Origin of the sequence: Paenibacillus favisporus, assembly GCF_040545415.1 — a bacterium.
Taxonomy (GTDB): Bacteria; Bacillota; Bacilli; order Paenibacillales; family Paenibacillaceae; genus Paenibacillus_AQ; species Paenibacillus_AQ favisporus.
In genome coordinates, this window is sequence record NZ_JBEPLV010000001.1 from 92526 (window position 1) to 118251 (window position 25726).

Sequence of the window (25726 nt, forward strand, 5' to 3'; positions counted from 1 at the left end):
TATCAGCCGGGACCTCCAGCCCGTGTAATCGGTTTCTTGTCAAATGCCTTGCCGAGGATTTATGATGGTTCTAGTAGTCTATTAACCGTGAGAGAGAAGGGCGGATATCAATGGCATATACACCAAGCGAATCACGTTATGAAGAGATGACTTATAACCGCTGTGGCCGTTCGGGACTGAAGCTCCCGGCCATATCGCTGGGACTCTGGCATAATTTTGGCGGAATCAATACGTACGAAAATGCGCGGAACATGATCACCCGCTCGTTTGATTTAGGAATTACCCACTTCGATCTGGCTAACAACTACGGTCCTCCACCAGGCTCGGCGGAAGAAACGTTTGGCCGGATTCTGGCCCAAGACCTGAAGAGCCACCGGGATGAACTGATTATCTCGTCCAAAGCCGGGTATTACATGTGGCCTGGTCCTTACGGGGAGTGGGGATCACGTAAGTATCTCGTCTCCAGCCTGGATCAAAGCTTAAAGCGGATGGGTCTCGATTATGTCGACATTTTTTATTCGCACCGCTTTGACCCGGATACTCCACTGGAAGAAACGATGATGGCGCTTGACCATATTGTGCGTTCCGGTAAAGCACTGTACGTCGGCATTTCGAATTATTCGGCGGAGCAGACGGCGGAAGCCGCCGCGATCCTGAAGCAGCTGGGAACGCCGCTCTTGATCCACCAGCCAAGCTATTCCATGCTGAACCGCTGGATCGAGAACGGCCTGCAGGACGTGCTGGATGAGCAGGGGATCGGCACGATTGCCTTTACCCCGCTGGCTCAAGGGCTGCTAACGAACAAATACTTGAACGGCATTCCGGAAGATTCGCGTGCCGCGAGCCCGTCGGTCTTCCTGAACGAGAGCAACATTACGCCGGATGTGCTTCGCAAAATTCGGGCGCTGAACCAGCTTGCCGCCGCCCGCGGCCAAAGCCTGGCCCAACTGGCGCTGGCCTGGGTGCTGCGCGGAGGGCGCGTGACTTCAGCCCTGATCGGAGCCAGCCGCGTCAGCCAGATCGAAGACAACGTGGCTGCACTGAAGAATCAGGAATTCAGCAAGGAAGAGCTGGACCGGATCGAAGCGATTTTGAAAACGGAAAGCGAATCCTGATCCTGTGTATATCCTGCGGATCGATGAGAGGCAAATTCCGGTGACGGAAACTTAAGTCCATATTAGCGACCATCCTGCGGTTGACCTTGCGCGTATATCAGGTGTATGACCGGCTTGGATTAATTTTACGCACATCTTACGCGTTACGCGGAAAAACTCACTTGTCTGGCTCTTAATCGGAATAACCCGCTTGTCATGAGCCTAACTCACAATAACCCGCTTGTCTGCCGGAGGGCAGGGCATGCGGGTTATTGTGTGCCTGGCGCTTAGGATCCGCGCTGCGAGTCCGGCCGGGCGGAAGCGACAAGGTCCGGAGCCGTTACAACGGCGCGGTACGCCGTCGGGGACTGCCCGCACAGCCGCTTGAATTGGCGGGAAAAATATAGGGCGTCCGTCAGCCCGACGGAGGCGGCCACCTGCTCGATCGACAGCTCCGGCCGTTCGCGCAGCAGCTGGCGCGACTTATCAATGCGGAGCTTAAGCAAATAGGTCACCGGCGAGCAGCCGGTTTCCTTCTTGAAAATCCGCGACAGATAGGCCCGGTTATAACCGAGGCTGTCGCACATTTGCTCAATGGAGACCGGATGGGCGTACTGTGCCGACATGTAGTGGATCATCTGCTTGACGGTCCGCTGTACCTGCGATTCCGTTCCCGTCAGCCGGGAATGGCTGGATAGGATATGCTGCGCTTCCGAGAAGATCAGGTACAGATAGCCGAGCGACGCCAGATCGGCGCTTTCCTGCTTCGTATAGAACGCCTCCTGCATCCGTTCAATAGAGCCGGGGATCATGGTGTCCCCGTCGGTAAAGAGCACCGGATGCAGCGGGTCGAAGCCGGCGTTCGCCAGGAGCCCCTGCGCCTCCCTGCCGGAGAAGGCGGTCCAGCGGTAGCGCCAAGGCTCGCCGGCGTCGGAGGCGTAGCTGACCAGCTGGCCGGGATGAATGAGAAAGCAGCTCCCTTGTCCGAGCTCATAGGTGCGCTGCTCGGTTCGGAACGTCCCTTTTCCCTCTTCTACATAATGAAGCAGATAGTAATCATAAATTTTTGGCCCGACGGCATGCACGGGCCTGGTCTGGCTCTCTCCCGCAAACAGCACATGCAGCGGGCCGTCGTCATGATAGACGGGATTTGAAGCAACGGAGTAGGTCTCCTGCGGAATCATGGATTCATCGATCCTTTCACAAACATCAAAATAAATGCGGTCCTTATTACACCATTATATTCTCCAAGGTCACATAAATCCATATCCAGTCAACATAATTGCATTAACGCGGACAGGAAGTACTTTTATAATGAAAGAGCAGAACCATAAGGAAAGGATGGGTGCATATCCCTATGACATCGGAAACTTTATTACAGCAATTCATGACGAAATACGGTGACAGCAGCGAGGAAGTACGTGTGTTTCATGCTCCGGGCCGGGTTAACCTGATTGGGGAGCATATCGATTATAACGGAGGTTACGTCCTTCCCGCAGCGCTGGAGTTCGGCACGACGCTGCTCATTCGGGAGCGCGGGGACGATGTGATTCAGCTGGCCTCCACAAATTTGCCTTATGAATACAAACTAGCCGTCAAGGAAATCGGCAGCCACAAAACGGGCGAGTGGGTGGATTATGCCGTCGGCGTCATGGTCGAGAACGCGAATATCGGCTGTCCGGTTACGAAAGGCTATGACATCCTTTACCACGGCGATATTCCGAACGGCGCCGGATTGTCTTCTTCCGCCTCAATCGAAGTGGTCACTTCGTACGCACTTCAGTCGATGGAAGGGTGCAGTACGGATACGGTGCAGATTGCGCTCCTGTCGCAAAAGGCCGAGAACCAGTACGTCGGCGTCAACTGCGGCATCATGGACCAGTTCGCCGTCGCGAACGGGAAGAAGGACCACGCGATCCTGCTCATGTGCGACACGCTCGAATACAAGCATGTTCCGTTCCAGACCGGGGTCTACAAGCTGGTTATCAGCAATACGAACAAGCGCAGAGGCTTGGTTGATTCGGCTTACAACGAACGCCGCTCGCAGTGCGAAGCGGCCTTGGCCCAGCTTCAGGCAAAGATGCCTTCGCTGCAGTATTTGGCTGGCCTGACACCGGATCAGTTCGAATCGCTGAAGGAAGCTATCGCCGATGAGACGGTCGCAAGACGCGCCCGGCACGTGGTCGAAGAAAACCAGCGCGTACTGGATTCCGTGGAAGCGTTGAAGCAGAACGATTTGCATACCTTCGGACAGCTGATGAACGCTTCGCACGCATCGCTGCGTGACCTGTACGAGGTCAGCTGCGAAGAGCTGGACGTTATGGTCGAAGAAGCGCAGCGGATCGAAGGCACGCTGGGCTCGCGGATGACCGGAGCCGGCTTTGGGGGCTGCACCGTGTCGCTCGTGCATGAAGATGCGGTGGAACGGTTCATTCAGCAGGTCGGCGAAGCGTACCAGGCGAGAACGGGCCTCAAGGCCGATTTCTATGTGTGCAGCGCAGGCGACGGAGTCAAAGAACTGAAGGGGGATCACTAACATGGCTATTCTCGTAACGGGTGGAGCAGGATATATCGGGTCGCATACGGTAGCGGCTCTTCTGGAGCGCGGCGAGGAGGTTGTCGTGCTGGACAATTTGCAAACGGGGCACCGCGGGGCGCTGCTCGGCGGCAAGCTGTACGAAGGGGATCTGCGGGACAAGGAGCTGCTGGCGAAGCTGTTCGCCGAGAACGAGATCGACGCGGTGATCCATTTCGCGGCGAATTCCCTCGTTGGCGAAAGTATGCAGAAGCCGGTGAAGTACTATGATAACAACGTCTACGGCACGCTCTGCCTGCTGGAAGCGATGGACGCGGCGAACGTGCGCCGGATCGTCTTTTCCTCCACAGCGGCGACTTACGGTGAACCGGAACGCGTGCCGATTGTCGAGAGCGACCGTACGCAGCCTACGAACGTGTACGGGGAGACCAAATTGATGATGGAGCGTATGATGTCCTGGTTCGACCAGGTGCTCGGCATCAAATACGTAGCCTTGCGTTATTTCAATGCGGCAGGGGCCCATGACAGCGGCAAAATCGGCGAGGACCACCGTCCTGAAAGCCATCTCATTCCGCTGGTGTTGCAAACCGCGCTGAAGCAGCGCGAGAGCATTGCCGTCTTCGGCGACGACTATCCGACGGCAGACGGATCCTGCGTCAGAGACTACATCCACGTGAGCGACCTGGCGGATGCGCACTTGCGGGCGGTCGATTATTTGCGCAAGGGTGAGGCCAGCAACGTGTTTAACCTGGGGATCGGGGAAGGCTTCTCCGTGAAGGAAGTGATCGAGACGGCTAAGAAGGTCACCGGGCTGGACATTCCGGTGGTCGTGCAGGCCCGCCGTGCCGGCGATCCCGCTGTGCTCGTTGCATCTTCTGAAAAAGCCCGCACCGTGCTCGGATGGAACCCTTCGCGCACCAAGCTGGAGGACATTATCGAGAGCGCCTGGAGCTGGCATCAAAGCCATCCTGACGGATACGGCAAAGAATAAGGGGGAAGCGCATTGAATTCACAAACCGACACCACGAATCCCTTGAAAGAGCAAGCCTTGCTGGCGATCGACCGCCTCGTGCGTTTCGCCTTGGATCACCGGCTCATTCAGGCTGAAGACGCCGACTACAGCCGCAACCTGCTGCTGAATCTGTTCGGCGCAAGCGAGCCTTCGCTAAGCGAAGCTGAGCCGGAGGCCGCGGACAGTCCGCAGCCGATGATCGACACGCTGCTGGATTACGCGTTTGAGATCGGACTGATGCCCGAGAACACCGACACCTACCGCGACCTGCTCGACGCCAAAATTATGGGCCTGCTCATGGCGCGGCCTTCGGAAGTGATTGCGGAGTTTGAGCGCACGGCACAGGAGCAGGGAATCGAAGCGGCGACCGACCGGTTTTACCGGCTGTCGATCGATTCGAATTACATCCGGATGGACCGGGTCAGCAAAAACGTATACTGGACGTATCCTTCGGAATACGGCGACATCGAAATGACCATCAACTTGTCCAAGCCGGAGAAAAGTCCGAAGGAAATCGCCATGGCCAAGCTGCTGCCGCCGCCGGTCTACCCCAAATGCCAGCTGTGCCGTGAGAACGTCGGTTATGCCGGCCGGGTCAACCATCCCGCACGCCAAAACCTGCGGATCATTCCGCTTGAGATGAACAACGAAAACTGGTTTTTCCAGTATTCGCCTTATGTGTACTACAACGAGCACTGCATCGTGTTCCACCACGATCACGTGCCGATGAAGCTGACGAAGGACAGCCTACGCCGCCTGCTCGCTTTTGTAGACGTCTTCCCGCATTATTTTATCGGCTCGAATGCCGATCTGCCGATCGTGGGCGGGTCCATTCTAACCCACGACCACTTCCAGGGCGGGCGCCATACGTTCCCGATCCAGAACGCGCCGAAGGAAGCCTCCTTCGCTCACCCGCAGTTCCCGGGCGTCATGGTCAGCATCGTCAAATGGCCGATGTCTGTGCTGCGGCTTGCGTCGGCGGACAGTGCCGTCCTGCTGGAATGCGCTGATTCCATCTACGAAGCCTGGAAGCAGTACAGCGATCCGGAAGCCGAGATTTATGCTTTTACAGAAGAAGGCGGGCAGCGGGTGCCGCATAACACGGTGACCCCGATCGTCACTCGGACGCCGGACGGCGCTTACGAAATGGACTTGGTGCTGCGCAACAACCGGACCAGCGAGGAGCATCCGGCGGGGATTTTCCATCCGCATGCCGAAATGCACCATATCAAGAAGGAAAACATCGGCCTCATTGAGGTGATGGGCCTGGCGATTCTGCCGGGACGGCTGAAGGAAGAGTTGGATCAGGTCGCGGATATTCTGTCCGGAAACCGCGGGCTGTATGAAGCGCTGCTTCAGGACGACAACCATCCGCTCCAGGTCCACAAACCGTGGATCACCCGCTTGGTGGAAGAACAGGGCATGGAGCGGGACAAAGCTGCCGCCGAGGAATGGGTCCGCGAGGAGGTTGGACGCATTTTCGTGGAAATTTTGGGCCACGCCGGCGTCTACAAACGGACGGAGGCCGGGCAGCAGGCGTTCCGCCGCTTCCTTGCTTCGATGGGTTATACCGAGGCTTAATTTCTCATATCCGGGGGATGCGCCCCTTCCTTACAAACCGCTTATTCCCTGCATGGGAAGGGCGGTTTGTTTCTTCTGCGGCCGGAGGGTTATAATATTTAGGGCAACTTATTACATCATGGAGGCGAATCCGACAATGAAAGCATTTGAATTTCATAACCCGACCAAGCTGATTTTCGGCCAAGGTCAGCTGGATAAATTAAAAACCGAGGTTCCGAAATACGGGAAAAAGGTGCTGCTGGTCTACGGCGGCGGAAGCATCAAGCGATCCGGCCTGTATGACAACGTGCTTGCGCTTCTCAAGGAAATCGGCGCCGAGGTGACCGAGCTGGGGGGCGTAGAGCCGAATCCGCGCTTATCAACTGTACATAAAGGGGTGGACCTGTGCCGGACGAACGGCATTGAGCTGATCCTTGCGGTTGGCGGCGGCAGCGTCCTGGACTGCTCCAAGGCGATTGCGGTCGGCGCCAAATATGACGGCGATATGTGGGACTTTGTGGAACGCAAAGCCGCTCCGCAGGCTGCCCTTCCGCTCGGCACGGTGCTGACGATGGCGGCGACGGGCTCGGAAATGAACGGAGGCTCGGTCATTACGAACGAGCAAACGAAAGAAAAGATGGGCTGGGGCAGCCCGTATGCTTTCCCGGCATTTTCCATCCTGGATCCGGTGAACACATACTCCCTGCCGAAAGACCAAACCGTTTACGGTATGGTAGACATGATGTCCCACGTGCTGGAGCATTACTTCCACCAGGAGACCAACACGCCGGTTCAGGACGGATTCTGTGAAACGGTCCTTCGTACCGTCATCGAAACCGCGCCGAAGCTGATTAACGATCTGGAAAACTACGAGTACCGTTCTACGATCATGTACTGCGGCACGATGGCGCTGAACGGGGTGCTGAACATGGGCATGTCCGGCGACTGGGCGACCCACAACATTGAACACGCCGTATCGGCCGTGTATGACATTCCGCACGGCGGCGGATTGGCCATCCTGTTTCCGAACTGGATGAAATATAACCTGAGCGTGGATCCAGGCCGCTTCAAGCGCCTTGCCGTCAACGTGTTTAACGTGGATCCGGCCGGCAAGAGCGACGAGCAGGTCGGGGAAGAGGGCATCCAAGCGCTTCGCGATTTCTGGAGCTCCATCGGTGCGCCGGCCAGTCTTGCCGATTACGACATCGACGACAGCACGATCGAAGTGATGGCTGAGAAGTCGGTGCGCTTCGGTCCGTTTGGCAACTTCCGCAAGTTGAACAAGGAAGACGTCATCGAAATTTACAAAATGTCGCTGTAAGGCGTAAGCGCGATCGGGGGCAGGAACTTTCCTTCCTCTCACAAACATAGCTAAGGGGCTTTCCCAAAGGTCGATCCGACCTGGGAGAGCCCCTTTTGCCGTTCTGCTGCTTTTCCTGCGTTGAAAATACGGGTTGATGTTGCCCAGCCTTAGCTTACTGAACTTAAGGCTTACTTTATGCCTCCTGATCCTGCTTGAGCCTCTCGGCCTTCCATAAGGTCGGTCTCATGATGGCCCAGTCTCTTTCGGGAGCGTGCCAGCATCACTAAGCCCAGGAGGGCCGTCAGAACGGCAATCATGACCATAGGGCTGTATCGGTTGACCTGATAGAGAGTAGTGCTTGCAATAGGGGCGATAATGGCGGAAATCCCCTGCATGGCTGCAACCATGCCGGCAACGCCTCCTTGCTGTTCATGACTTACCGACAGAGAAGCGCCTGCCATAAATCCGGTCATCATAAGCCCAGCTCCTAAACCAAACACCAAAAACGCCAAATAGAAAAAAGGAAGCTGAATGGCAAAAAGGAATAGGAACATGCTTGCGACGAGAATCAAAGATCCGAGCAGGATCATCGCCCGTGGTCCCCATTTCAGCCATTTGGACTGAACGACTTGTGAGATGAGCATAGCCAGGCCCGTAAACATGAGCCCGAAGGAAACGACCCCTGCCAACCGGTCCGACGGGAGACCGAGCTGATCCTGCAAATAAAACCCGCCGACGACCTGAATCGTGACGAGCCCGATCATCGTCACTAACGCTGCGATTAAATATTGCCGTAAGCCGGATTGAAACGGACTGACTTTTACGGCCCCTTCCCGTTTTGCCGGCTTCGCTGCAGGCATCAGCAGCAGAGTGACGGCAAAGGCGACAGCTGCCAACGCGATGCCGAAATATAAAGGCCACAATAAACCAATGATGGTGAAGATGCCGGCAACGGCCGGCCCCAGAACAAGCCCAAGCCCATTCGCAGCGCTGATGATCGCCATACCGCTTCCTCTATTTTTCCCCTCAGTCACATCGCCGATATAAGCCTGTGAGGAGGACAGGATGGCCGGAATGAAGAAACCGACCAGGCTGCGGGCACCAATCATAAGAGACAGCAGCAGCCCGCCGCTAAGCCAGTGGTGGAGACCGGCATAAAAGACGGCCGTCAACAATAAAGTACTGATGCACATGCCGATAAACCCGATCAGTATAACCGGTTTCCGTCCTTTCGCGTCACTGATATTCCCCCATACCGGAGCCATGACGGCCATCATGACCGATCCGCTGGAAATCAGGATTCCGGAGTAAATTTCCTTGAGCCCTAATTCCCGTATTAGTGACGGTGTGATTGGAGCAAGAAGCATAAGCCCTAACATCGCTACAAAAACGCTGAAAAAGACGCTTCCCTTGATTTTATTCATTCGCTGCACTCCTTTTCTCAAATGGATCATTTGAGTAGGAGTATAAGCAAAGCGGGCTGTGTGTTCTCCCTCGTTACGGATGGAACTGCGGTCAAACGGATTAAAATTGTTTTTTGACCTCGGAAGGCTTCATGCCGTATCTCCGAAAAAACTGCTCGGAAAATGCGCTAACGTTGCTGTACCCTACGGTCATCGCAGCCTTGGTCACATTGGCGGCCCGGTTTCGCAAAAGGCTCATCGCATGGTCGAGGCGAATCTGTCTTACATATTCGAACACGGTCAAGCCGAAGCATGCCTTGAATCCCATCTTCAGTTTAAAGTCGTTTAACTCGACCATCTTTGCCAATGCCAACAGCGAAGGAGGGTCTGCCATACACGATTCAAGGATTTGCTTTGCCTGGTGCAATTTTTGGACATCCCCTTTAGACAAACCGCTCGGAATAGGCGTCACAACAAATAGTTGATGCATATGCCGGTTCAGCAGCTCCAATGCAGCTGCTTCCATCATTAGCGGGGATCTGTCGGCATTTTTTAAATCCGAGATTAATTGCTTTATCAATATCATGCTTCTCGCATCGGGTTCAACATCAAAAGACCGGAATGTTTGCCCTTGCAGGAGCCGGTTAAAATCCAAATGGTTGTTTGGCGACGCTGCCGATGGATTAGCCGCATAATCGAATAGAGCTACCGGGATAGCCAGTGATAGTGAAATATACGGCTCTTCAGCCGATGGATAAAACTGGGCTTGAAAGTCCTGAACGAAGGCAAGCGTACCCCGCCCGACCGGAGTTTCGTGTTCCCGGCCCGATACCACCACCTGCCGTTGACCGGACAGAGTGAACTGAAGTTCAACCATGCGCCCTTTTGAGGCAAAACGAAAAGGATACGGCTTGTGATAGTGAACCTCATGGTATACGATTTCGATCCCGCTGTAAGTCGTGACCTTGTATGCTATGCCAGTGCCGACTTCGGATCGAAGCATATAAGAGATTCCGTTGTTTTGGCCGAATAAGGTTTCACCGAAATATCGCTGACAAATGGAAGTCAACGGTTCCACAATCATCACCTCTGACGACGATTATACCGGACGTTTGCATGCGTATCGAGGGGATGATTCCTATCACGCAATCACTCGGGGATAAAACGCGGCTCTCAATGGTTAATGTGACGGTTCCGCCGCACCCCATAATGAAGCCGGACCAACCAAATCGTCTTCATCATTCCTTTCAGTGCCAGAAGGATGGTTACGATCTTCAGCCAAAGGATGACGTCCGGCTGATAAATTTCTGCAATATGCCATACCGGCACGACCTGAGTCATACTCAATATGAGCACAATAAACAACCCTGCGAATTCCAGAACGATGTTGGCTATCACTTTGAAAGATTTTGCGGACGAGGGGGAAGGGTCAGGTCTCCATGGTCCAAGGCAGCGCCTGGCGGTTCGAGCGACCGTGTATAACCACGCGCTGAGTATGATCATGATTCCGCTAACAAGCAGAAAGATGCTGATGACCCCGGTTGCGATGTGGGTCGTCGTGTTATTCCCGTCTCATAATCATTGTGCTCGTGCGGCATACTCGTTTTTGTAAATGCCCTGAACAAGTTCCAGCACTGGTTTGCCGGCTTCGGCATACTTCAACTCCGCGGGCTCGTTGTTTGACAGATATACCCCATTCAGCATCTTATGCTTGCCGAAAGCCGCCTCATACAGAAGCGAAGCGCCCTTTGAAGGAGGACTCATGACCAGCTTCATGGCTATCTTTATATACCAGGGCAGCCCGGAATTTTTTCCTTTCCGCATTGTATTGTTACCCCCTGGGTCGGCGCTGCGGATCGTCAAACCTTCAGCTGCAGCCAAGGGGGCGATTTCGCGGGTCCACAGCGACAACGCCAGCTTCGTAGAGGCGTAAGGGCCGAACAGCTTCTTGAACGTCTGCGGAGATGCGAGCTCTGCCGGCTCGAAGCGGCGGACCATTTTCATCGTCGAGGACGAGGTGTTGATGATCGTTTTGAAGGAACCTCGCTTCATCAAATCTTTCAGCTCCCTGAAGATGATATAGGGAACTACGGTTTGCAGCTCGAAGTGCATCTCCCGCCCCTGCTTGGAATACACAAGCTCAGGGAAGCTGCCTCCGGCGTTGTTAAACAGCACGTCGATTTTCTCCTCCTTGCTCTTGATCTCGTCCAGCGCCCGCTTTAAGGCGGAGAAATCAGCGAGATCGGCTTTATATAGACGAAGCTGCCGGTTGGAGAGAGCTTTCTGGATCAAGGTGTCGTCGCTGGGGAAAGCGGAACGGACCAAGGCAAGGACGGTCCAGCCTTCACCCAGCAGTCTGCGGGTCAGCTCCAGGCCGATGCCGTTGTTTGCCCCGGTAATCAGTGCAATTGAGTTGGTTTTCATATGTGCCTCCTAGAAGATGAATAGGTTTTTGTATTTGCGGTAAAGCCACTTTACAACTTGTAGTCAGCTACAAGTCAATCCCCATTTTCGAAAAATCTACCGGACTTGACCTGGAGTCAGCTCCAAGTTGTATGATGGTATGAACAGACCAGAACGAAAGGGAAGAAAGCCATGACTAATGCATATACGATCAAAGAAGCCGCAGAGCAAACCGGCATCCCCGAAGAAACGATTCGCTATTACGAACGGATCGGGATTCTGCCGCGCGCAGAGCGCAAACCAAACCGCCACCGGGTGTACCGGCCAAAGGATTTGGAGACGATGAAGCTGGTCACCTGCCTGAAGAAGACAGGTATGCCGCTGGAGGAGATGAAGCCGTTTTTGAAACTGTCGGTCGGTGATGACATCAGCGAGCATCCGGAGCTGCACGGTTTGATTTTGGAGCACCGGGCGAAAATCAGGGAACAGATGGACTCTCTTCAGCAGATCCTGGATTTCATTGATTCTCAGGTGATTGGAACAGCGCCTGAAGCGGAGTGTGGTTTGGCCGACCAGCCGAAACGATTCGGCTTCCTGAGCTTGAAACCGTGAGCCAGCCGGAAGGAAAAGGAGGATTTTGGCGGAAAATTCCCGGAATTCTAACGAAAAAGGAAAATTTTGAAACAATTTAGGCGCTTCTAACGTATACCCTTATATAGACAGTCAGGAATACACGCAGGGGGGAACGGAGGATGGAAACGCTTTATTGGAGCTGCCTGGCAGGCGGGGTTATTTTTGCGGTGGTCAGCGTGGTGCTCGGCGATATTTTGAGCCATGCGCTGGATGGGCTTCTCGATTTTTTGTCCGTTGATGTGCTGAAGCCGATGGTGATTGCGACGGCGGTGACCGTATTCGGTGGCGCAGGCATTCTGCTGCTGCGTTACACCAGTTTGCACCAGGGCTTAAGCGCACTCATTGCTGGAATCGGTGCCGTTGCTATGGCGGGTGTCGTCTATGTGGCGTATGTCAGGCCGATGGAGAACAGCGAGAATTCCACGGGATATTCCATCCGCGAGCTTGAAGGCCGCATCGGTGAAGTGACGATTCCCATTCCGCCGGAAGGGTTCGGTGAGGTGATGGTGAGGCTGGGGGCAGGCAACACGCTGCACATCGCCTCCAGTCTGGAGCGCCTTCCGCTGCCCGCCGGAACCCGCGTCGTCGTCGTGGATGTGCTGGACGGCGTCCTGCGCGTGACCGGACTTGAAGAGAGAAAAGGAGATGTGGTTTGATGACAGTGCCTGAATACCTGGTAATACCGCTGATCGTCATAGGGGTAATCGTCGTGCTTGGCTTGGCATTCTGGGCCCGTTACAAAACGGTGGGACCGGATGAAGCCATGATCGTGACGGGATCGTTTCTGGGAAGCAAAAACATATCGGAAGATGAATCCGGACGGAAAATCAAAATCGTTCGGGGCGGAGGGGCTTTTATCCTGCCCGTCTTCCAGCAGTCGGAGTTCATATCGCTGCTCTCCCACAAGCTGGATGTGTCTACGCCGGAGGTATACACGGAGCAGGGCGTGCCCGTCATCGCTGACGGCGTGGCCATCATCAAAGTAGGCAGCTCGATTGAGGACGTCGCGACCGCGGCGGAGCAGTTCATCGGCAAGCCGATTGAAGCCTTGAAGGGCGAGGCGCAGGAAGTGCTGGAAGGGCATCTGCGGGCCATTCTCGGTTCGATGACCGTGGAAGAGGTGTACCGGAACCGCGACAAGTTTGCCCAGGAGGTTCAGGGCGTGGCGGCAAGAGATTTGAAAAAAATGGGCCTGCAGATCGTCTCCTTTACGATCAAGGACGTACGCGACAAGCAGGGGTACCTCGATGCGCTCGGCAAGCCGCGGATTGCAGCGGTGAAACGGGACGCGGAGATCGCCGAGGCGGAAGCGATGCGCGATGCGCGGATCCAGAAGGCGAACGCCGAGGAGCAGGGGCAGAAGGCCGAGCTGCTGCGCGATACGAATATCGCCGAAGCGACGAAGGCGAAGGAATTGAAGATAGCTTCTTTTAAGAAGGAACAGGACACTGCCAAGGCGGAAGCCGACCAGGCGTATCACATACAGGAAGCCCGCGCCAAGCAGACGATGGTGGAAGAGCAGATGAAGGTAGAGCTCGTTCGCAAGGAGCGGGAGATCGACCTGCAGGAGAAGGAAATTCTGGTGCGGCAGAAGCAGTATGATGCCGAAGTGAAGAAAAAAGCGGACGCCGACCGGTATGCAGTCGAAGTCGCGGCCGAAGCCGACAAGGCGAGAAAAATGCTGGAGGCCGAGGCGCTGCAGTACTCCATCGAAACCCAGGCGAAGGCATCGGCCGAGCAAAAGCGGCTGGACGGCCAGGCCATTGCCGACGCAGAACGTGCCAAAGGTACCGCCGAGGCGGAAGTCATCCGCCTGCGGGGTCTTGCGGAAGCCGATGCGAAAGAGAAGCTGGCTGAAGCCTTCCAGAAGTTCGGCGAAGCGGCCATCCTCGATATTATCGTGAAAATGCTGCCGGACCTGGCGGGCAAAATCGCCGAGCCGATCGCTTCCATCGACAAGCTGACGGTGGTGGACACCGGCAAGGGAGAGGGCGCGGCACGCGTGAGCAATTACGTCACCGAGCTGATGTCGACGGCTCCGGAAATGCTCAAGAACGTGTCCGGCATCGACGTGGAGAGCCTCATCCAAGGCTTGACCGGACGGAAAACGCCTCCGGCTGCATCCGCGGCGCCTGCGGCCGCGCAGCAGGATTTGGTTACCCTGGAAGCAGGGGCAACGAAGGAATCATAGAACTCTACGCGGGATAACCGGCGCTCGCAAGCCGAATGATCGGCATGCGAAGCGGACGACGGGGTATCCCGATCCTCGATCAAACAGTAACAGAATTATAGTTTAAACGGCGGCTTGCTTTGGGTGTTTTTCCAAAGTGAAGCCGCCGTTTTTGTTCGAGGGATTAACCATCAGCATGGATTCACATTACAGCAGCAGTATCGCCGCACCCATCATCGGGGTGATGACCATACATGTTTTCAGCCAACGGGCGGGAACACGCTTCGTAAACTTCGCCCCGACGTAAGAGCCGACCATCGTTCCGCACACCACCGCAATGAGCAGCCGGAAATCCAGGTACCCGATCGTAAAATAGCCTGCTCCGCCAGCCAGCGCGATCGGAATGATGACCATCATCGTCGTTCCTGCCGCATAGCGCATCGGCATGCCAAGCAGCAGCATGAGCCCCAGCTGGATGAACGGCGTGGAACCGATGCCGAACAGGCCGGACAGCATGCCGGTAACGACGCCGATCAGCAGCGCGAATGACCAATACCGCAGCCCCTTGGCGGCAGGCGGAGCCTGGTTAACGGACGCACCCGGCCGACGCGAAACGACGGCCATCCGCAGCCACAAGGCGAGCCCCGAGGCGAACAGCATGCCGGAAGTCATCCAGCCCAGTTTATCCTCCGGAATGAGCGTTGACCAGCTGGAGCTGACCCACGCCCCCGCCGCTCCGGCCAAACCGACGACCGCGCCCGACTTCAGCAGCATATTTCCTTCGCGGTAATGGCTGACCGAACCGGAAAGGGACGAGAAGAACATCGCCGCCAGCGCGGTTCCCAGCGCGATATGAATCGGATATCCGAACACAACGGTCAAGATCGAGATGATAAAACCGGAGCCGCCCGCGCCCACGAAGCCCAGGAGCAGACCGAGCAGAATCATAACGGCAGAGATATCGATCAGCTTCATCGGTCCACCCTCCACACCTGATGGGGAACGCCGATTCCAGCCGGTTCCGGCAGGTCATCAGCAACGCGGCTGGTAGTGTCCAGCACCATGATGGCCGGTTTTGTCCCATAGACCGGCCATGCAGGCAGCGCATCGATATTGGGATCCCCGCTTCGTATGAACGCGACCCAGGCTTCCCGCATACTTCTTGCGAGCGGGTATTGCTCGGCGGGTACAGCGTACGGATCGCCGGTTGCAAGGGCAGCTGAAGGCTGCGTTTCCGGATCCCAATGAATAAGGCTGCCCTCATAGCCGTGCGTCGCTCCGAGAGCGCTGCCAGCGCGAAGCCGGTACATCCATACCGGCGTTCCTGAGGAAGCGAGGGCCTGTGCGAACTGCAGAGCCCCAATTGTGTACAGATGCTCGGTTAACGTTGTACACCATGCATCAGGCGGGGACATCGCCTCGGCATAATGCTGATAGGCATCCCATACAGCGGGAGCATGGCTTCCAAAAAATCTGTCGAGCAGTTCCATGCCTGGGGACTGGAGCGTGAAATCGTCCCGGATGAAGATCGACGCTTCGTTTTCGTTCGTGCCGATCAGAAGCGGCGGCAGGCTGGAACTCGCGGCAATGCCGGCCAAAGGGTCCAAGGGAATGACCCGACCGTCCGCCACCGGGCCGAACATGTGCAGGCTGCGCGATGTATCCGATCCGACGGCGGACTGCGCTGCGATGAGCTGCTCGAACGGAAGCTCCAGCAGCGGGCTTGGATCTGCACCGGACAAGCCCAGCTCCTCGAGGATCCGGAGGGTGGTGACGTTGGCGGTGCGCCGATCCCGGATCGCTTGGGTGGCGCCGCTTTGTGCCACGGCCCGGTGGAATAAACCTCGTGCTGCTTCCATGGCATAAAGCGAAGCGGTGCACTTGGCACCGGCGGAATTCCCGATAACAGTCACGCGGGCCGGATCGCCGCCAAAAGCGGAAATGTTACGCTGAACCCACTGGAGCGCGGCCGCAATATCGAGCAGACCGTTGTTTCCCGAGGCTGCATACGCCTCGCCCAGCACCTCGCCCAAGTAGAGGAAGCCTAACGCGCCAAGGCGGTAATTGATCGATACGTAGACGATGCCATCCTCCGCCGCATGCCGCAAACCGTCGCAGTCCGCGCCGGTGCCCGATACGAATCCGCCGCCATGAATATACACCAATACGGGCATCGATTCTTTTTCGCATCCCCGGGTCCACACGTTCAAATACAAACAATCTTCGGACTGGATACGTGTAGTTCCACCTGAAGGATCGGTTTGCTGGGGGGCGAGCGGACCGAAGTGATCGCATTTTCTTACGCCGGGCCATGGTTGCGGAGGCGCCGGAGGCTGGAACCTCCGTTTGCCCGTCGGCGGCGCTGCATAAGGAATGCCCCGAAATACATAGGCCCCTTGTAAAGGGACTCCTGAAACTTTGCCTGATGTGGTTTGTACGATCAAGGTGCTCGTCTCCTATTCCTATTGATTTGTGAACTATTATAACTTGTTTATTCCATGAACTATAATATATATTGAATTATATTTATCATAACTTATAGGTTATGTTAGAGATCGAAAGAGGGATATGGAATGGAACTGCTGCAGCTAAAATATTTTCAGGTTGCCGCCCGGATGCAGCATATGACCCAGGCGGCCCGCAGCCTGCATATTTCGCAGCCGGCGCTCAGCAAAATGATCGCCTCGCTGGAAGCCGAGCTGGGGACGAAGCTGTTTGAGCGGGAGCCCAAAAGCATACGGCTGAACGAGCACGGCAAGTTATTTTTGCACCAGGTAGATATCGCCCTGCAGGCCCTTGAGGACGGCAAGCTGCAGCTGCAGGACCTCGGCGGCTCTGCTTCTCCCGCCGTCTCGCTCGACGTCCGCGTTTCCTCGCATTTACTGCCGGACCTGCTGGCCGATTTCCGCAAAGAATGCCCGGCCGCCGAGTTCCATTTGCTGCAGCATTCGACGTTCGAAGGGGCGGCGAGCTTCGACCTTTGCCTTTCGGACGGGGCTGAACTGCCGCCGGGAACAACGTCGCTTACTTTGCTGGAAGAAGAAATTTTCGTTGCGGTTCCCGCGGACCATCCGCTCGCTGACCGAACGCAAATCGGCTTGAAGGAGCTGAGGGAGGAGAGCTTCATCTCGCTGCCCCCGGGCAAATCGCTGCGCGAAACGACGGATGCTTTTTGCCGCCTAGCCGGTTTTACTCCGCGTATCCGGTTTGAGAGCGACGACCCGGCCATGGTTCGCGGTTTGATCCGGGCGGGTCAAGGCGTTGCCTTCCTGCCGGCTATTACTTGGGGCGGCTCAACCGGGCCGGACGTCGTTCTGCTGCGGCTCGAAGAAAGCTGGTGCAAACGCTCGATTGCCTTGTCCTGGCCGCAGGAACGGTATTTGACGCAAACGGCTGCGACATTTCGCGATTTTGCCGTGAACTATTTTGCCAGGCTGGCTGCATCGCATCATCAAGATAGTGGCCTAGGCGATTAAAACAGGGAATTCACGGTTTCATGTCCGCTCGGTTTGACGAATCGGCAGATTTCTGATATTTTTTCTGTCTGTCAGAGATGATAAACTTATCAGGCGTCAGCAAACGAGGTGCATAGTGTGAGCAGTCTGCAAGTGAGCAAGGTGTTAAACAACAATGTCATCATTGCCGAGCATCCCCAGCACGGCGAAGTGGTGGTCATCGGCAAAGGGATCGGCTTTAATCGGAAGTCCGGGCAGGCCATTCCGCTGGCTGAGGTAGAGAAGATGTTTATTTTGACCAAGCCGGAGGAGCAGGAGCAGTACAAGCAGCTGCTGCCCCAGGTCGACGAGAAACTGATTGAAGCGGTCAACGAAATATTGCTGCATGCCGACCAGACAAGCTCAGGGGCCTTGAACGAGCATGTCCATATCGCCCTGACGGATCACATCGCATTTGCGATCAAGCGCATGCAGCAGGGCATTCATATCCATAATCCCTTTTTGTACGAGACCAAAGAAATGTACCCCGAGGAGTTTCGAATGGCGGAGTTCGCCGTCCGGTTGATTCATCAGAAGCTTGGCGTGGATCTGGGTGAAGAGGAAGCCGGATTTATCGCCCTGCATATCCACGGCGCGTTGACCAACCAGCATATTTCCGAAGTGCGCAAGCATTCCGAGCTGATCAGCGATCTGGTCCACATCGTAGAGACGGAGATGGACTTCCGGGTCCCGCGGGATTCGCTGGACTACTCGCGCCTGATTACGCACCTCCGCTTTGCTTTGGAGCGGATCCGCAGAGGCGAGGCCGTAGAGGAAACAGACACGCTCGACGCCTTGATGCAGCGGGAATATCCGGATACGTACCGACTCGCTCAAAAGCTGACCGGAGTGATGGAGGAGCGCCTCGGCCGGCCCGTATATCCGGCGGAAGTGGGATATCTGACGATCCATCTCCAGCGTCTGGTTCACAAAAAGCAGGGGCGCGTGGATTGATCGATTGCGGGTGTGGCGCCTTTGATTGTGTATGGTCCCGCCGCTTTCACTGTGGAAGGAGCGCAGGCGCCTTTTTCGAATATCAAGCGCTTGCAACTTGGCGGGATGGGTGCTACAATACTGACTGTAATGAACCCAATTGAACATGCATACGTGTTACTGATACGATCAGGCATGAGTAAACCTGTAGATCTTGGTTGTTTTCCCCATTACTGGGGCAATCTAACGCTTAGCGGTAGAGACCAGGATCCCGAGCGGATACTCATGCCTTTTTGGTATTTACAAAATCTCAGCAGAAAGCAGGATGATCCTCATGCAGCAAACGTTTAAAATTATCGATGAAGACGGAATCCATGCGCGTCCGGCGACAGCGCTTGTCAATACAGCTACCAAATTCAAGGATACGGAGTGCTTTGCCGAATCCGGCGGGAAGAAGGTCACTTTAAAATCGATTTTGGGCGTTCTGTCTCTGGATCTGGAGCAGGGCGACATCATTTCGCTGATCGCGGAAGGCGGCGATGAGCGCGCAGCGCTGGAAGCGCTTGAGCAGGTTATGGTTGGCGAGGGGCTGGGCGAGATTCATGAATAAGATCAAGGGAATCGCGGCATCGGCGGGAATTGCGATCGCCCGCGCATTCATCTTGGAGCATCCGGATTACACGGTAACCCGCAAGCAGGCGGATGACGTTCAGGCCGAGCTTGCGAAGCTGGATGATGCGCTGGCCAAGTCGCGGGCGGAGCTTGAGGCGATCAAGGCGCGGACGCTGGCGGAATTGGGCGAGAAAAAAGCGGAAATTTTCGAGTCGCATCTGCTTATTTTAAGCGATCCCGAGCTTATTGACCCGGTGAAGGACAAAATCCGGAGCGAATCGGTCAATGCGGAATATGCCCTGGATGAGACGGCAGCGCAGTTCATCCGGATGTTCGAAAATATGAAAAGCGCTTATCTTCAGGAACGCGCCGCGGATATGCGGGACGTGACCAAGCGCATTCTGAAGCATTTGCTCGGCCTTCAATACGTGAGCCCGTCGGAGATCGATGAGGAAGTCATCGTGATCGCCGAGGACCTGACTCCATCGGACACGGCAGGCTTAAACCGCAAGTTCGTGAAAGGCTTTACGACGAATATCGGCGGTCGAACGTCGCACTCGGCCATCATGGCCCGTTCGCTCGAAATTCCGGCGGTGGTCGGCACGAAAAGCGTTCTAAGCTCCGTGCAGAGCGGCGAGCTGGTGATCGTGGACGGGATGGAAGGTGATGTCATCATCCATCCGACCGAAGAGGTGATCGCCGAGTACACGGCAAAGCAGCAGGCCTATGCGAAGCAGATGGAGGAGTGGAAGCAGCTCCGTACGGAACCGACCGTCTCGAAGGACGGGGTTCATGTGGAGCTGGCGGCCAACATCGGTACGCCGAACGACGTGGCGGGCGTTCTTGACAACGGCGGCGAAGCGGTCGGATTGTACCGGACCGAGTTCCTCTACATGGGCCGCGACAAGCTTCCTTCGGAGAATGTTCAGTACAACGCCTACAAAACCGTGCTGGAGCAGATGGAAGGCAAGCCGGTGGTCGTTCGCACGCTGGACATCGGCGGCGACAAGGAGCTGCCTTACCTGGACCTGCCGAAGGAAATGAATCCGTTTCTCGGATTCCGCGCGATTCGCCTCTGCCTGGACCGGCAGGACATCTTCCGGATCCAGCTGCGGGCTCTGCTGCGGGCCAGCGTGCACGGCAACCTCCGCATCATGTTCCCGATGATCGCCACGCTTGCCGAGTTCCGGGCAGCCAAGGCCGTTCTTCTGGAAGAGAAGGACAAGCTGTCGGCGGAAGGCATCCCCGTTGCAGACGACATCCAGATCGGGATCATGGTCGAAATTCCGTCGACAGTCGTCCTGGCGGACGTATTCGCCAAGGAAGTGGATTTCTTCAGCATCGGCACCAATGACCTGATCCAGTACACGATGGCAGCCGACCGGATGAACGAACAGGTATCATACCTGTATCAGCCCTATAATCCGGCGATCCTTCGTCTGGTCAAAATGGTCATCGACGCCGCACACCGCGAGGGCAAATGGGTCGGCATGTGCGGCGAAATGGCCGGGGACGCCGTGGCCATCCCGATTCTGCTCGGCCTCGGGCTCGACGAGTTCAGCATGAGCGCCTCGTCCATTCTTCCGGCGCGCAGTCAGATCTCCAAGCTGTCCCGGGCGGACATGGAGCGGCTCGCCGAACAGGCGCTGCAGCTCGGCACGGCGGAGGAAGTGACGCAGCTGGTACTGAGCCTTCAGTAGCGGATGGTTCTGCTGGTGACCAGCGGGGATTTAGAAAGGCATCACGAGTTATAACCCTCAGTTATCAACCTGAGCTTAGCTAAGCTTTGCACGCATAACGCATATCTTTATCCGAGCTTGGCCGGTATTCTATAGAATGCCGGTCTTTTTTCATGTGGGTATGTCTCGGGTTTACAGAAAATATATAAAAAAAGAACACCCTGAAAAGGGTGCTCCTGGGTATTCTCTCCAATATCTGAATCCGCATTGAACCCGCATTGAATCCGAATTATATCGAATCCAAATCCGAAAATCAGCTGCAGGCGCAGTTCAGCACCGGCTTGCGTGCCGCGGTCGTTTCGTCCAGCCGCGTCACAGGCGTATCGTATGGTGCGTTCAGCAGCAGCTCCGGCTGTTCCTCTGCTTCCTTCGCGATGCGGATCATCGTATCGATAAAGGCGTCGAGCGTGTCCTTGCTCTCCGTTTCGGTCGGCTCGATCATAATGCACTCATCCACGTTCAGCGGGAAGTAAATGGTCGGCGGGTGATAGCCGAAATCGAGAAGGCGCTTCGCCACGTCCAGCGTACGGATGCCGTACTGCTTGAGCGGGGAGCCCGACATGACGAACTCGTGCTTGCAGACGCCCGGATACGGAATGTCGAAGTATGGCGCGAGCCGGCTCATCATATAGTTGGCGTTCAGCACGGCGCACTCCGATACGCGGCGGAGACCTTCCGGGCCGTAGCTGCGGATGTAGGTGTAAGCGCGGACGAGAATGCCGAAGTTGCCGTAGTACGCCTTGACCCGCCCGATGGACTGGTCGCTGCCGCCTTCGAGCGTATATTTGCCTTCAGTCGTTTTCGACACGAGCGGGCGGGGCAGGAACGGGATCAGGCGGCTCTTCACGCCGACCGGACCGGCTCCCGGACCGCCGCCGCCGTGCGGCGTGCTCATCGTTTTATGCAAATTCAGGTGGACGACGTCAAAGCCCATGTCTCCCGGGCGGGTGATGCCCATGATCGCATTGGAGTTGGCTCCGTCGTAGTACAGCAGGCCCCCTGCCTCGTGGACGATAGCGGCAATTTCCTGGATCTGCTCCTCAAACAGGCCGAGCGTGTTCGGATTGGTGAGCATCAGCGCCGCGGTGTCGCTGCCGACGGCGGCACGCAGGGCGTCAAGGTCGACGAGGCCTTTGTCGGTCGACGGGATCGTAATCGTCTTCAGCCCCGCGACGGTGGCGCTGGCCGGATTGGTGCCGTGCGAGGAATCTGGCACGATGACCTTGTCGCGCTGCTCGCCGCGGCTTTCGTGGTAGGCGCGGATCATCATGAGGCCGGTCCATTCGCCATGCGCGCCGGCGGCCGGCTGCAGGGTCACGGCGTCCATGCCGGTCAGACCGGCCAAATCGTCCTGCAGGCGGTATAGCAGCTCAAGCGCGCCCTGAATGCTGTCCTCTGGCTGATACGGATGGATTTTGGCAAAGCCAGGATAACGGGCGACATCTTCGTTTACTTTCGGATTATATTTCATCGTGCAGGAGCCGAGAGGATAGAAGCCGTTGTCCACCCCGAAATTGCGGCGGGACAGCTCGGTATAGTGACGGATGACGTCCACTTCATACACTTCAGGCAGCGCGGCCGGCTCCGACCGCAGCATCGAGCTTGGGATCAGCTCTTCGGTTTCCTCAACAGGGACGTCAAACTCCGGTAAAGAGTAGGCAATCCGTCCGGGATGGCTCAACTCGAAAATCAACGCTTTTTCCTGAATCATATGCAGCCCTCCAGCGCTTGAGCGAATTGGTCGATCTGTTCTTTGGTGCGGCGTTCCGTGACAGCAATCAGCATATGTCCTTCCAGTTCGGAATAAGCTCTGCCGAGGTCGTAGCCGCCGAGGATGCCTTTCTGCAGCAGCTTCGCATTGACTTCGGCCACGCGGGTTCCTTCCGGCAGCTTAATGACAAATTCGTTAAAATACGGGGACGTGAAGGGCATGCTTACCCCTGAAATGCTACCCAGCCGGCGTGCGGCGTAATGGCTCTTCTGCAGATTCAGCTGGCCGACCTCGATCATGCCCTGCTTGCCCATGACCGACAGGTATACGGATGCGCAGAGGGCGAGCAGCGCCTGGTTGGAGCAGATGTTGGACGTCGCTTTCTCGCGGCGGATATGCTGCTCGCGGGCCTGCAGCGTCAGAACGAAGCCGCGCTTGCCGTTCCGGTCGACGGTCTGGCCTACGATCCGTCCGGGCATGCGGCGCATATGGTCCTGCGACACGGCAAAGAATCCGCAGGTTGGCCCGCCCAAGGAAGATGAGATGCCGAGCGGCTGCGCGTCGCCGACGACGATGTCGGCTCCGAGCTTGCCCGGCGCTTCGAGAATGCCGAGGGAGATCGGGTTGGTGCTGACGACCATCAGCCCTTTGCTGGCATGGATGAGGTCACCGATGGCGGCCAAATCCTCGATCGCTCCGAAGAAGTTCGGGCTCTGCACGAGTACGGCGGCCGTTTGATCGGTCACGGCTTCAGCCAGCTCGGTCAGGTTGGTGACGCCGTTTGCGGAAGGGACCTCCACGACGTCGAGACCGAGCCCTTTGGCATACGTGCGGACAACCTGACGGGCCTCCGGATGCACCGTGCTGGACACGAGCAGCTGCTTGCGCTTTGTGGCGGCGCTGGCCAGCGAGCCGGCTTCAGCGAGGGCGGTGGCCCCGTCATACATACTCGCATTGGCGACGGCCATGCCGGTCAGCTCGCAAATGTAAGACTGAAACTCGAAGATCGCCTGCAGCTCGCCTTGGCTGATTTCCGGCTGATACGGCGTGTAGGCCGTGTAAAATTCGGAACGGGACACGACATGGTTGATGACCGAAGGGATGTGGTGATCGTAAATTCCCGCGCCCAGAAAGCTGGCATATTGGTCCGTATTTGCATTTTTAGCGGCAAGCTCCGACAGGTGCGTCGTCAGCGCGTATTCATTCAGTCCCGGGGAGATGGGCAAGTCCCCTTTGAAACGGATTTCTTCAGGAATGTCCTTGAACAAGTCCTCCAGAGTGGAGACGCCGATCGTATCCAGCATTTCCTGCTGGTCCTGTTCGGTCATAGGCAGATAACGGTGTTTCAAGTGGAGTCAGCTCCTTTAGGTTAGGTTGAAAATCGTATCATGCTGTTAGCCTGCTATTTATTTGCGCTCGCGTTTGTAGAAAGGAGTACTTACGACCTTGGCTTTGAGCCGCTTGCCCCGGACGTCGACTTCCACTTCGGTTCCAAGGGCGGAATAGCCGCTTTGCACGAGCGCGAGCCCGAGATTGCGCTTCAGCGTCGGGGACTGGGTTCCCGTCGTCACTTCGCCGATCTGCTCATCTCCCGCATATACGGGATAATGGGAGCGGGGGATGCCCCGGTCGATCATTTCGATGCCGACCAGTTTGCGCGGCACGCCGGAGTCTTTTTGCTGCTGCAGGGCCGCCTTGCCGATAAAATCGGCCGCTTTGCCCAGCTTGACGAAGAAGCCGATGCCGCCTTCGAGCGGGGAGATGTCCTTGGACAGCTCCTGTCCGTACAGCGGCAGCTTCGCTTCAAAGCGAAGCGTGTCGCGGGCGCCGAGCCCTGCCGGAATCAGGCCCGCACTCTCGCCTTGCTCGAGCAAGCCGCTCCAGACTGCAGGAGCATCCTGTGCGGCAAGGTAGATCTCAAAGCCGTCTTCCCCCGTATAACCGGTGCGGGAAATCAACGTGCTAGCGCCGAACAGCTTCACATTTTGGATAAAATGAAACGGGGCGAGCTGCCCCAGATCAGCATCGACGAGCGGCTGCAGCACTGCTTCAGCCTTCGGCCCCTGGAGAGCCAGCAGTGCAGTTCCATCGGACTCGTTCACCATGTTCACGCCGTCCGGCCGGTGCTCCTGAAGCCAGGACCAATCCTTGTCGATATTGGAGGCGTTCACAACCAGCATGTAGGACTCCACACCCAGCTTGTAGACGAGCAGGTCGTCGACAACGCCCCCGTCCGGATAGCACAAAGCGCTGTACTGCGCCTGACCCGGCTCGAGAACCGAAACGTCATTGACGGTCACGAGCTGGAGAAAATCCTCCGATCCCGGGCCGTCCACCTTGAATTCGCCCATGTGGGAAACGTCGAAGAGCCCGGCGGCCTCGCGGACCGCCTCATGCTCTTTGTGGATGCCGCTGAACTGGACGGGAAGCTCCCAGCCGCCAAAATCTATGCAGCGGACGCCGGGAACCTGTGCATAGAGCGGAAAAAGCGGTGTTCTTTTCAATTCGGACATGAGTCACCTCGGTTTTCACGTGTTACCACGGATTGTTTAGGCTTTTCAACATAAAAGTTCTTTCAAGCAGCACAAAAAGGACAGGGCGAAAGAATAAGCATGCGTGCTCGCATACTTTCTTTCAAGCTCTGTCCTTGGTACCTGAGAGTTACCTTACGGATGCCGGTGAATGGAGCGGCCCGGGACTTCACATGCGAAATTCGGGCTCCACATCAACCCCGGGCAACAAGCAAGTTTCCCCTTGGGTGATTCTTACGTTCAGAATTCTCTCCAGAGATGCGTCCGGTAATCGTCCTTTTGCCTGAGAGATTCACCCGGGTCCGGGCTTACTCCTTCGGCGTTACTGCTCGCAGTAATCTCTCCCATTACCATCATCCGCTATACGATTGTTTGTTCACGACATCATAAAGCTCGAATCAAATGTTCGAGTTCGTTCTATATATTATTAATACTCAAAGTACAAACCGGTGTCAACAACATTATCATAATGCCTATTTACGAATATTACAATGAATTTATGATGATAATGTTCGATTTTGGGCATTTTGGTCCAAGCGGTACACTGAGGGGAATGTATCGTCCCAGAGCTGTCCGCCGAAGGTGAAGCGAA

22 protein-coding genes and 1 riboswitch are annotated in these 25726 nt (G+C 56.2%); of the genes, 12 read left to right on the forward strand and 10 right to left on the reverse strand.

Annotation, left to right across the window (positions count from 1 at the left end; genetic code table 11):
* Nucleotides 1-110 precede the first annotated feature (110 nt).
* The gene (gene mgrA, locus ABID47_RS00485; protein WP_116229396.1) at nucleotides 111-1115 is read left to right on the forward strand and encodes an L-glyceraldehyde 3-phosphate reductase; all 1005 of its coding nucleotides are present in this window, start codon (nucleotides 111-113) and stop codon (nucleotides 1113-1115) included.
* Nucleotides 1116-1381: 266 nt separating this feature from the next.
* On the opposite strand, the gene ABID47_RS00490 is transcribed toward mgrA, so the two are convergent.
* On the reverse strand, nucleotides 1382-2278 hold the full coding sequence (locus tag ABID47_RS00490) for an AraC family transcriptional regulator (RefSeq protein ID WP_251677349.1): 897 nt from the start codon (nucleotides 2276-2278) through the stop codon (nucleotides 1382-1384).
* A gap of 173 nt (nucleotides 2279-2451) precedes the next feature.
* Here ABID47_RS00490 and ABID47_RS00495 point away from each other — a divergent pair, with 173 nt between their 5' ends.
* The 4 genes from ABID47_RS00495 (at nucleotide 2452) to ABID47_RS00510 (ending at nucleotide 7523) form a co-directional block, all read left to right on the forward strand.
* Nucleotides 2452-3630 (forward strand): galactokinase, encoded by a 1179-nt coding sequence (locus ABID47_RS00495; RefSeq protein WP_354494470.1) that lies wholly within the window; start codon nucleotides 2452-2454, stop codon nucleotides 3628-3630.
* A gap of 1 nt (nucleotide 3631) precedes the next feature.
* Nucleotides 3632-4621 carry a UDP-glucose 4-epimerase GalE gene (gene galE / locus ABID47_RS00500; protein ID WP_089548310.1) on the forward strand — a complete coding sequence of 330 codons (990 nt, stop codon included), beginning with the start codon at nucleotides 3632-3634 and terminating at the stop codon, nucleotides 4619-4621.
* A gap of 12 nt (nucleotides 4622-4633) precedes the next feature.
* Nucleotides 4634-6223, forward strand: coding sequence for a UDP-glucose--hexose-1-phosphate uridylyltransferase (locus ABID47_RS00505; protein ID WP_354494471.1), 1590 nt, complete (start codon nucleotides 4634-4636; stop codon nucleotides 6221-6223).
* Between the two features lie 136 nt (nucleotides 6224-6359).
* The gene (locus ABID47_RS00510; RefSeq protein ID WP_354494473.1) at nucleotides 6360-7523 is read left to right on the forward strand and encodes an iron-containing alcohol dehydrogenase; all 1164 of its coding nucleotides are present in this window, start codon (nucleotides 6360-6362) and stop codon (nucleotides 7521-7523) included.
* A gap of 170 nt (nucleotides 7524-7693) precedes the next feature.
* Here the strand turns inward: ABID47_RS00510 and ABID47_RS00515 are convergent, their stop codons facing one another.
* The 4 genes from ABID47_RS00515 to ABID47_RS00530 form a co-directional block, all read right to left on the reverse strand.
* A complete protein-coding gene (locus ABID47_RS00515) occupies nucleotides 7694-8929 on the reverse strand; it encodes an MFS transporter (protein WP_354494475.1) in 1236 nt (411 codons plus the stop codon).
* 100 nt (nucleotides 8930-9029) lie between these two features.
* Nucleotides 9030-9911 carry a helix-turn-helix transcriptional regulator gene (locus ABID47_RS00520; RefSeq protein WP_354494477.1) on the reverse strand — a complete coding sequence of 294 codons (882 nt, stop codon included), beginning with the start codon at nucleotides 9909-9911 and terminating at the stop codon, nucleotides 9030-9032.
* 170 nt (nucleotides 9912-10081) lie between these two features.
* Nucleotides 10082-10264: a hypothetical protein gene (locus ABID47_RS00525; RefSeq protein ID WP_152398537.1), complete on the reverse strand. Its 183-nt coding sequence runs from the start codon at nucleotides 10262-10264 to the stop codon at nucleotides 10082-10084.
* Nucleotides 10265-10486: 222 nt separating this feature from the next.
* Nucleotides 10487-11332, reverse strand: a complete 846-nt coding sequence (locus ABID47_RS00530) for an SDR family NAD(P)-dependent oxidoreductase (protein ID WP_354494480.1) — start codon at nucleotides 11330-11332, stop codon at nucleotides 10487-10489.
* Nucleotides 11333-11503: 171 nt separating this feature from the next.
* Here ABID47_RS00530 and ABID47_RS00535 point away from each other — a divergent pair, with 171 nt between their 5' ends.
* The 3 genes from ABID47_RS00535 (at nucleotide 11504) to ABID47_RS00545 (ending at nucleotide 14135) form a co-directional block, all read left to right on the forward strand.
* On the forward strand, nucleotides 11504-11923 hold the full coding sequence (locus tag ABID47_RS00535) for a MerR family transcriptional regulator (RefSeq protein ID WP_354494482.1): 420 nt from the start codon (nucleotides 11504-11506) through the stop codon (nucleotides 11921-11923).
* Nucleotides 11924-12063: 140 nt separating this feature from the next.
* Nucleotides 12064-12600 carry a protease gene (locus ABID47_RS00540; protein ID WP_354494484.1) on the forward strand — a complete coding sequence of 179 codons (537 nt, stop codon included), beginning with the start codon at nucleotides 12064-12066 and terminating at the stop codon, nucleotides 12598-12600.
* Nucleotides 12600-14135: a flotillin family protein gene (locus tag ABID47_RS00545; protein WP_354494486.1), complete on the forward strand. Its 1536-nt coding sequence runs from the start codon at nucleotides 12600-12602 to the stop codon at nucleotides 14133-14135. The genes ABID47_RS00540 and ABID47_RS00545 overlap by 1 nt, the downstream gene beginning before the upstream one ends.
* Before the next feature lie 186 nt (nucleotides 14136-14321).
* Here ABID47_RS00545 and ABID47_RS00550 read toward each other — a convergent pair whose 3' ends face one another.
* Both ABID47_RS00550 and ABID47_RS00555 read right to left on the reverse strand, forming a co-directional pair.
* Nucleotides 14322-15089 carry a sulfite exporter TauE/SafE family protein gene (locus ABID47_RS00550; RefSeq protein WP_263882185.1) on the reverse strand — a complete coding sequence of 256 codons (768 nt, stop codon included), beginning with the start codon at nucleotides 15087-15089 and terminating at the stop codon, nucleotides 14322-14324.
* The gene (locus ABID47_RS00555) at nucleotides 15086-16558 is read right to left on the reverse strand and encodes a carboxylesterase/lipase family protein (RefSeq protein WP_354494488.1); all 1473 of its coding nucleotides are present in this window, start codon (nucleotides 16556-16558) and stop codon (nucleotides 15086-15088) included. The genes ABID47_RS00550 and ABID47_RS00555 overlap by 4 nt, the downstream gene beginning before the upstream one ends.
* 129 nt (nucleotides 16559-16687) lie before the next feature.
* Between ABID47_RS00555 and ABID47_RS00560 the strand changes: the two genes are divergently transcribed.
* The 4 genes from ABID47_RS00560 to ptsP all read left to right on the forward strand — a co-directional run bounded on the left by ABID47_RS00560 (nucleotide 16688) and on the right by ptsP (nucleotide 20853).
* Complete coding sequence (locus ABID47_RS00560) at nucleotides 16688-17590, forward strand: LysR family transcriptional regulator (RefSeq protein WP_354494490.1); 903 nt, start codon at nucleotides 16688-16690, stop codon at nucleotides 17588-17590.
* Between the two features lie 117 nt (nucleotides 17591-17707).
* Nucleotides 17708-18562, forward strand: coding sequence for a glucose PTS transporter transcription antiterminator GlcT (gene glcT, locus ABID47_RS00565; protein WP_145023363.1), 855 nt, complete (start codon nucleotides 17708-17710; stop codon nucleotides 18560-18562).
* 313 nt (nucleotides 18563-18875) lie between these two features.
* The gene (locus tag ABID47_RS00570; RefSeq protein WP_076169674.1) at nucleotides 18876-19151 is read left to right on the forward strand and encodes an HPr family phosphocarrier protein; all 276 of its coding nucleotides are present in this window, start codon (nucleotides 18876-18878) and stop codon (nucleotides 19149-19151) included.
* Entirely contained in the window at nucleotides 19144-20853 is a 1710-nt protein-coding gene (gene ptsP / locus ABID47_RS00575) for a phosphoenolpyruvate--protein phosphotransferase (protein ID WP_354494493.1), read from the forward strand. Before ABID47_RS00570 ends, ptsP begins: the two co-directional genes overlap by 8 nt.
* A 292-nt stretch (nucleotides 20854-21145) precedes the next feature.
* Here the strand turns inward: ptsP and gcvPB are convergent, their stop codons facing one another.
* Genes gcvPB through gcvT form a run of 3 tightly spaced genes read right to left on the reverse strand, consistent with a single transcriptional unit; the run spans nucleotide 21146 to nucleotide 25116 of the window.
* The gene (gene gcvPB, locus ABID47_RS00580; protein WP_354494495.1) at nucleotides 21146-22603 is read right to left on the reverse strand and encodes an aminomethyl-transferring glycine dehydrogenase subunit GcvPB; all 1458 of its coding nucleotides are present in this window, start codon (nucleotides 22601-22603) and stop codon (nucleotides 21146-21148) included.
* Nucleotides 22600-23952, reverse strand: a complete 1353-nt coding sequence (gcvPA, locus tag ABID47_RS00585; RefSeq protein ID WP_354494497.1) for an aminomethyl-transferring glycine dehydrogenase subunit GcvPA — start codon at nucleotides 23950-23952, stop codon at nucleotides 22600-22602. Before gcvPA ends, gcvPB begins: the two co-directional genes overlap by 4 nt.
* Before the next feature lie 57 nt (nucleotides 23953-24009).
* Nucleotides 24010-25116: a glycine cleavage system aminomethyltransferase GcvT gene (gene gcvT / locus ABID47_RS00590; protein WP_354494499.1), complete on the reverse strand. Its 1107-nt coding sequence runs from the start codon at nucleotides 25114-25116 to the stop codon at nucleotides 24010-24012.
* A gap of 279 nt (nucleotides 25117-25395) precedes the next feature.
* Nucleotides 25396-25491: riboswitch (glycine riboswitch) on the reverse strand.
* Between the last annotated feature and the right edge of the window lie 235 nt (nucleotides 25492-25726).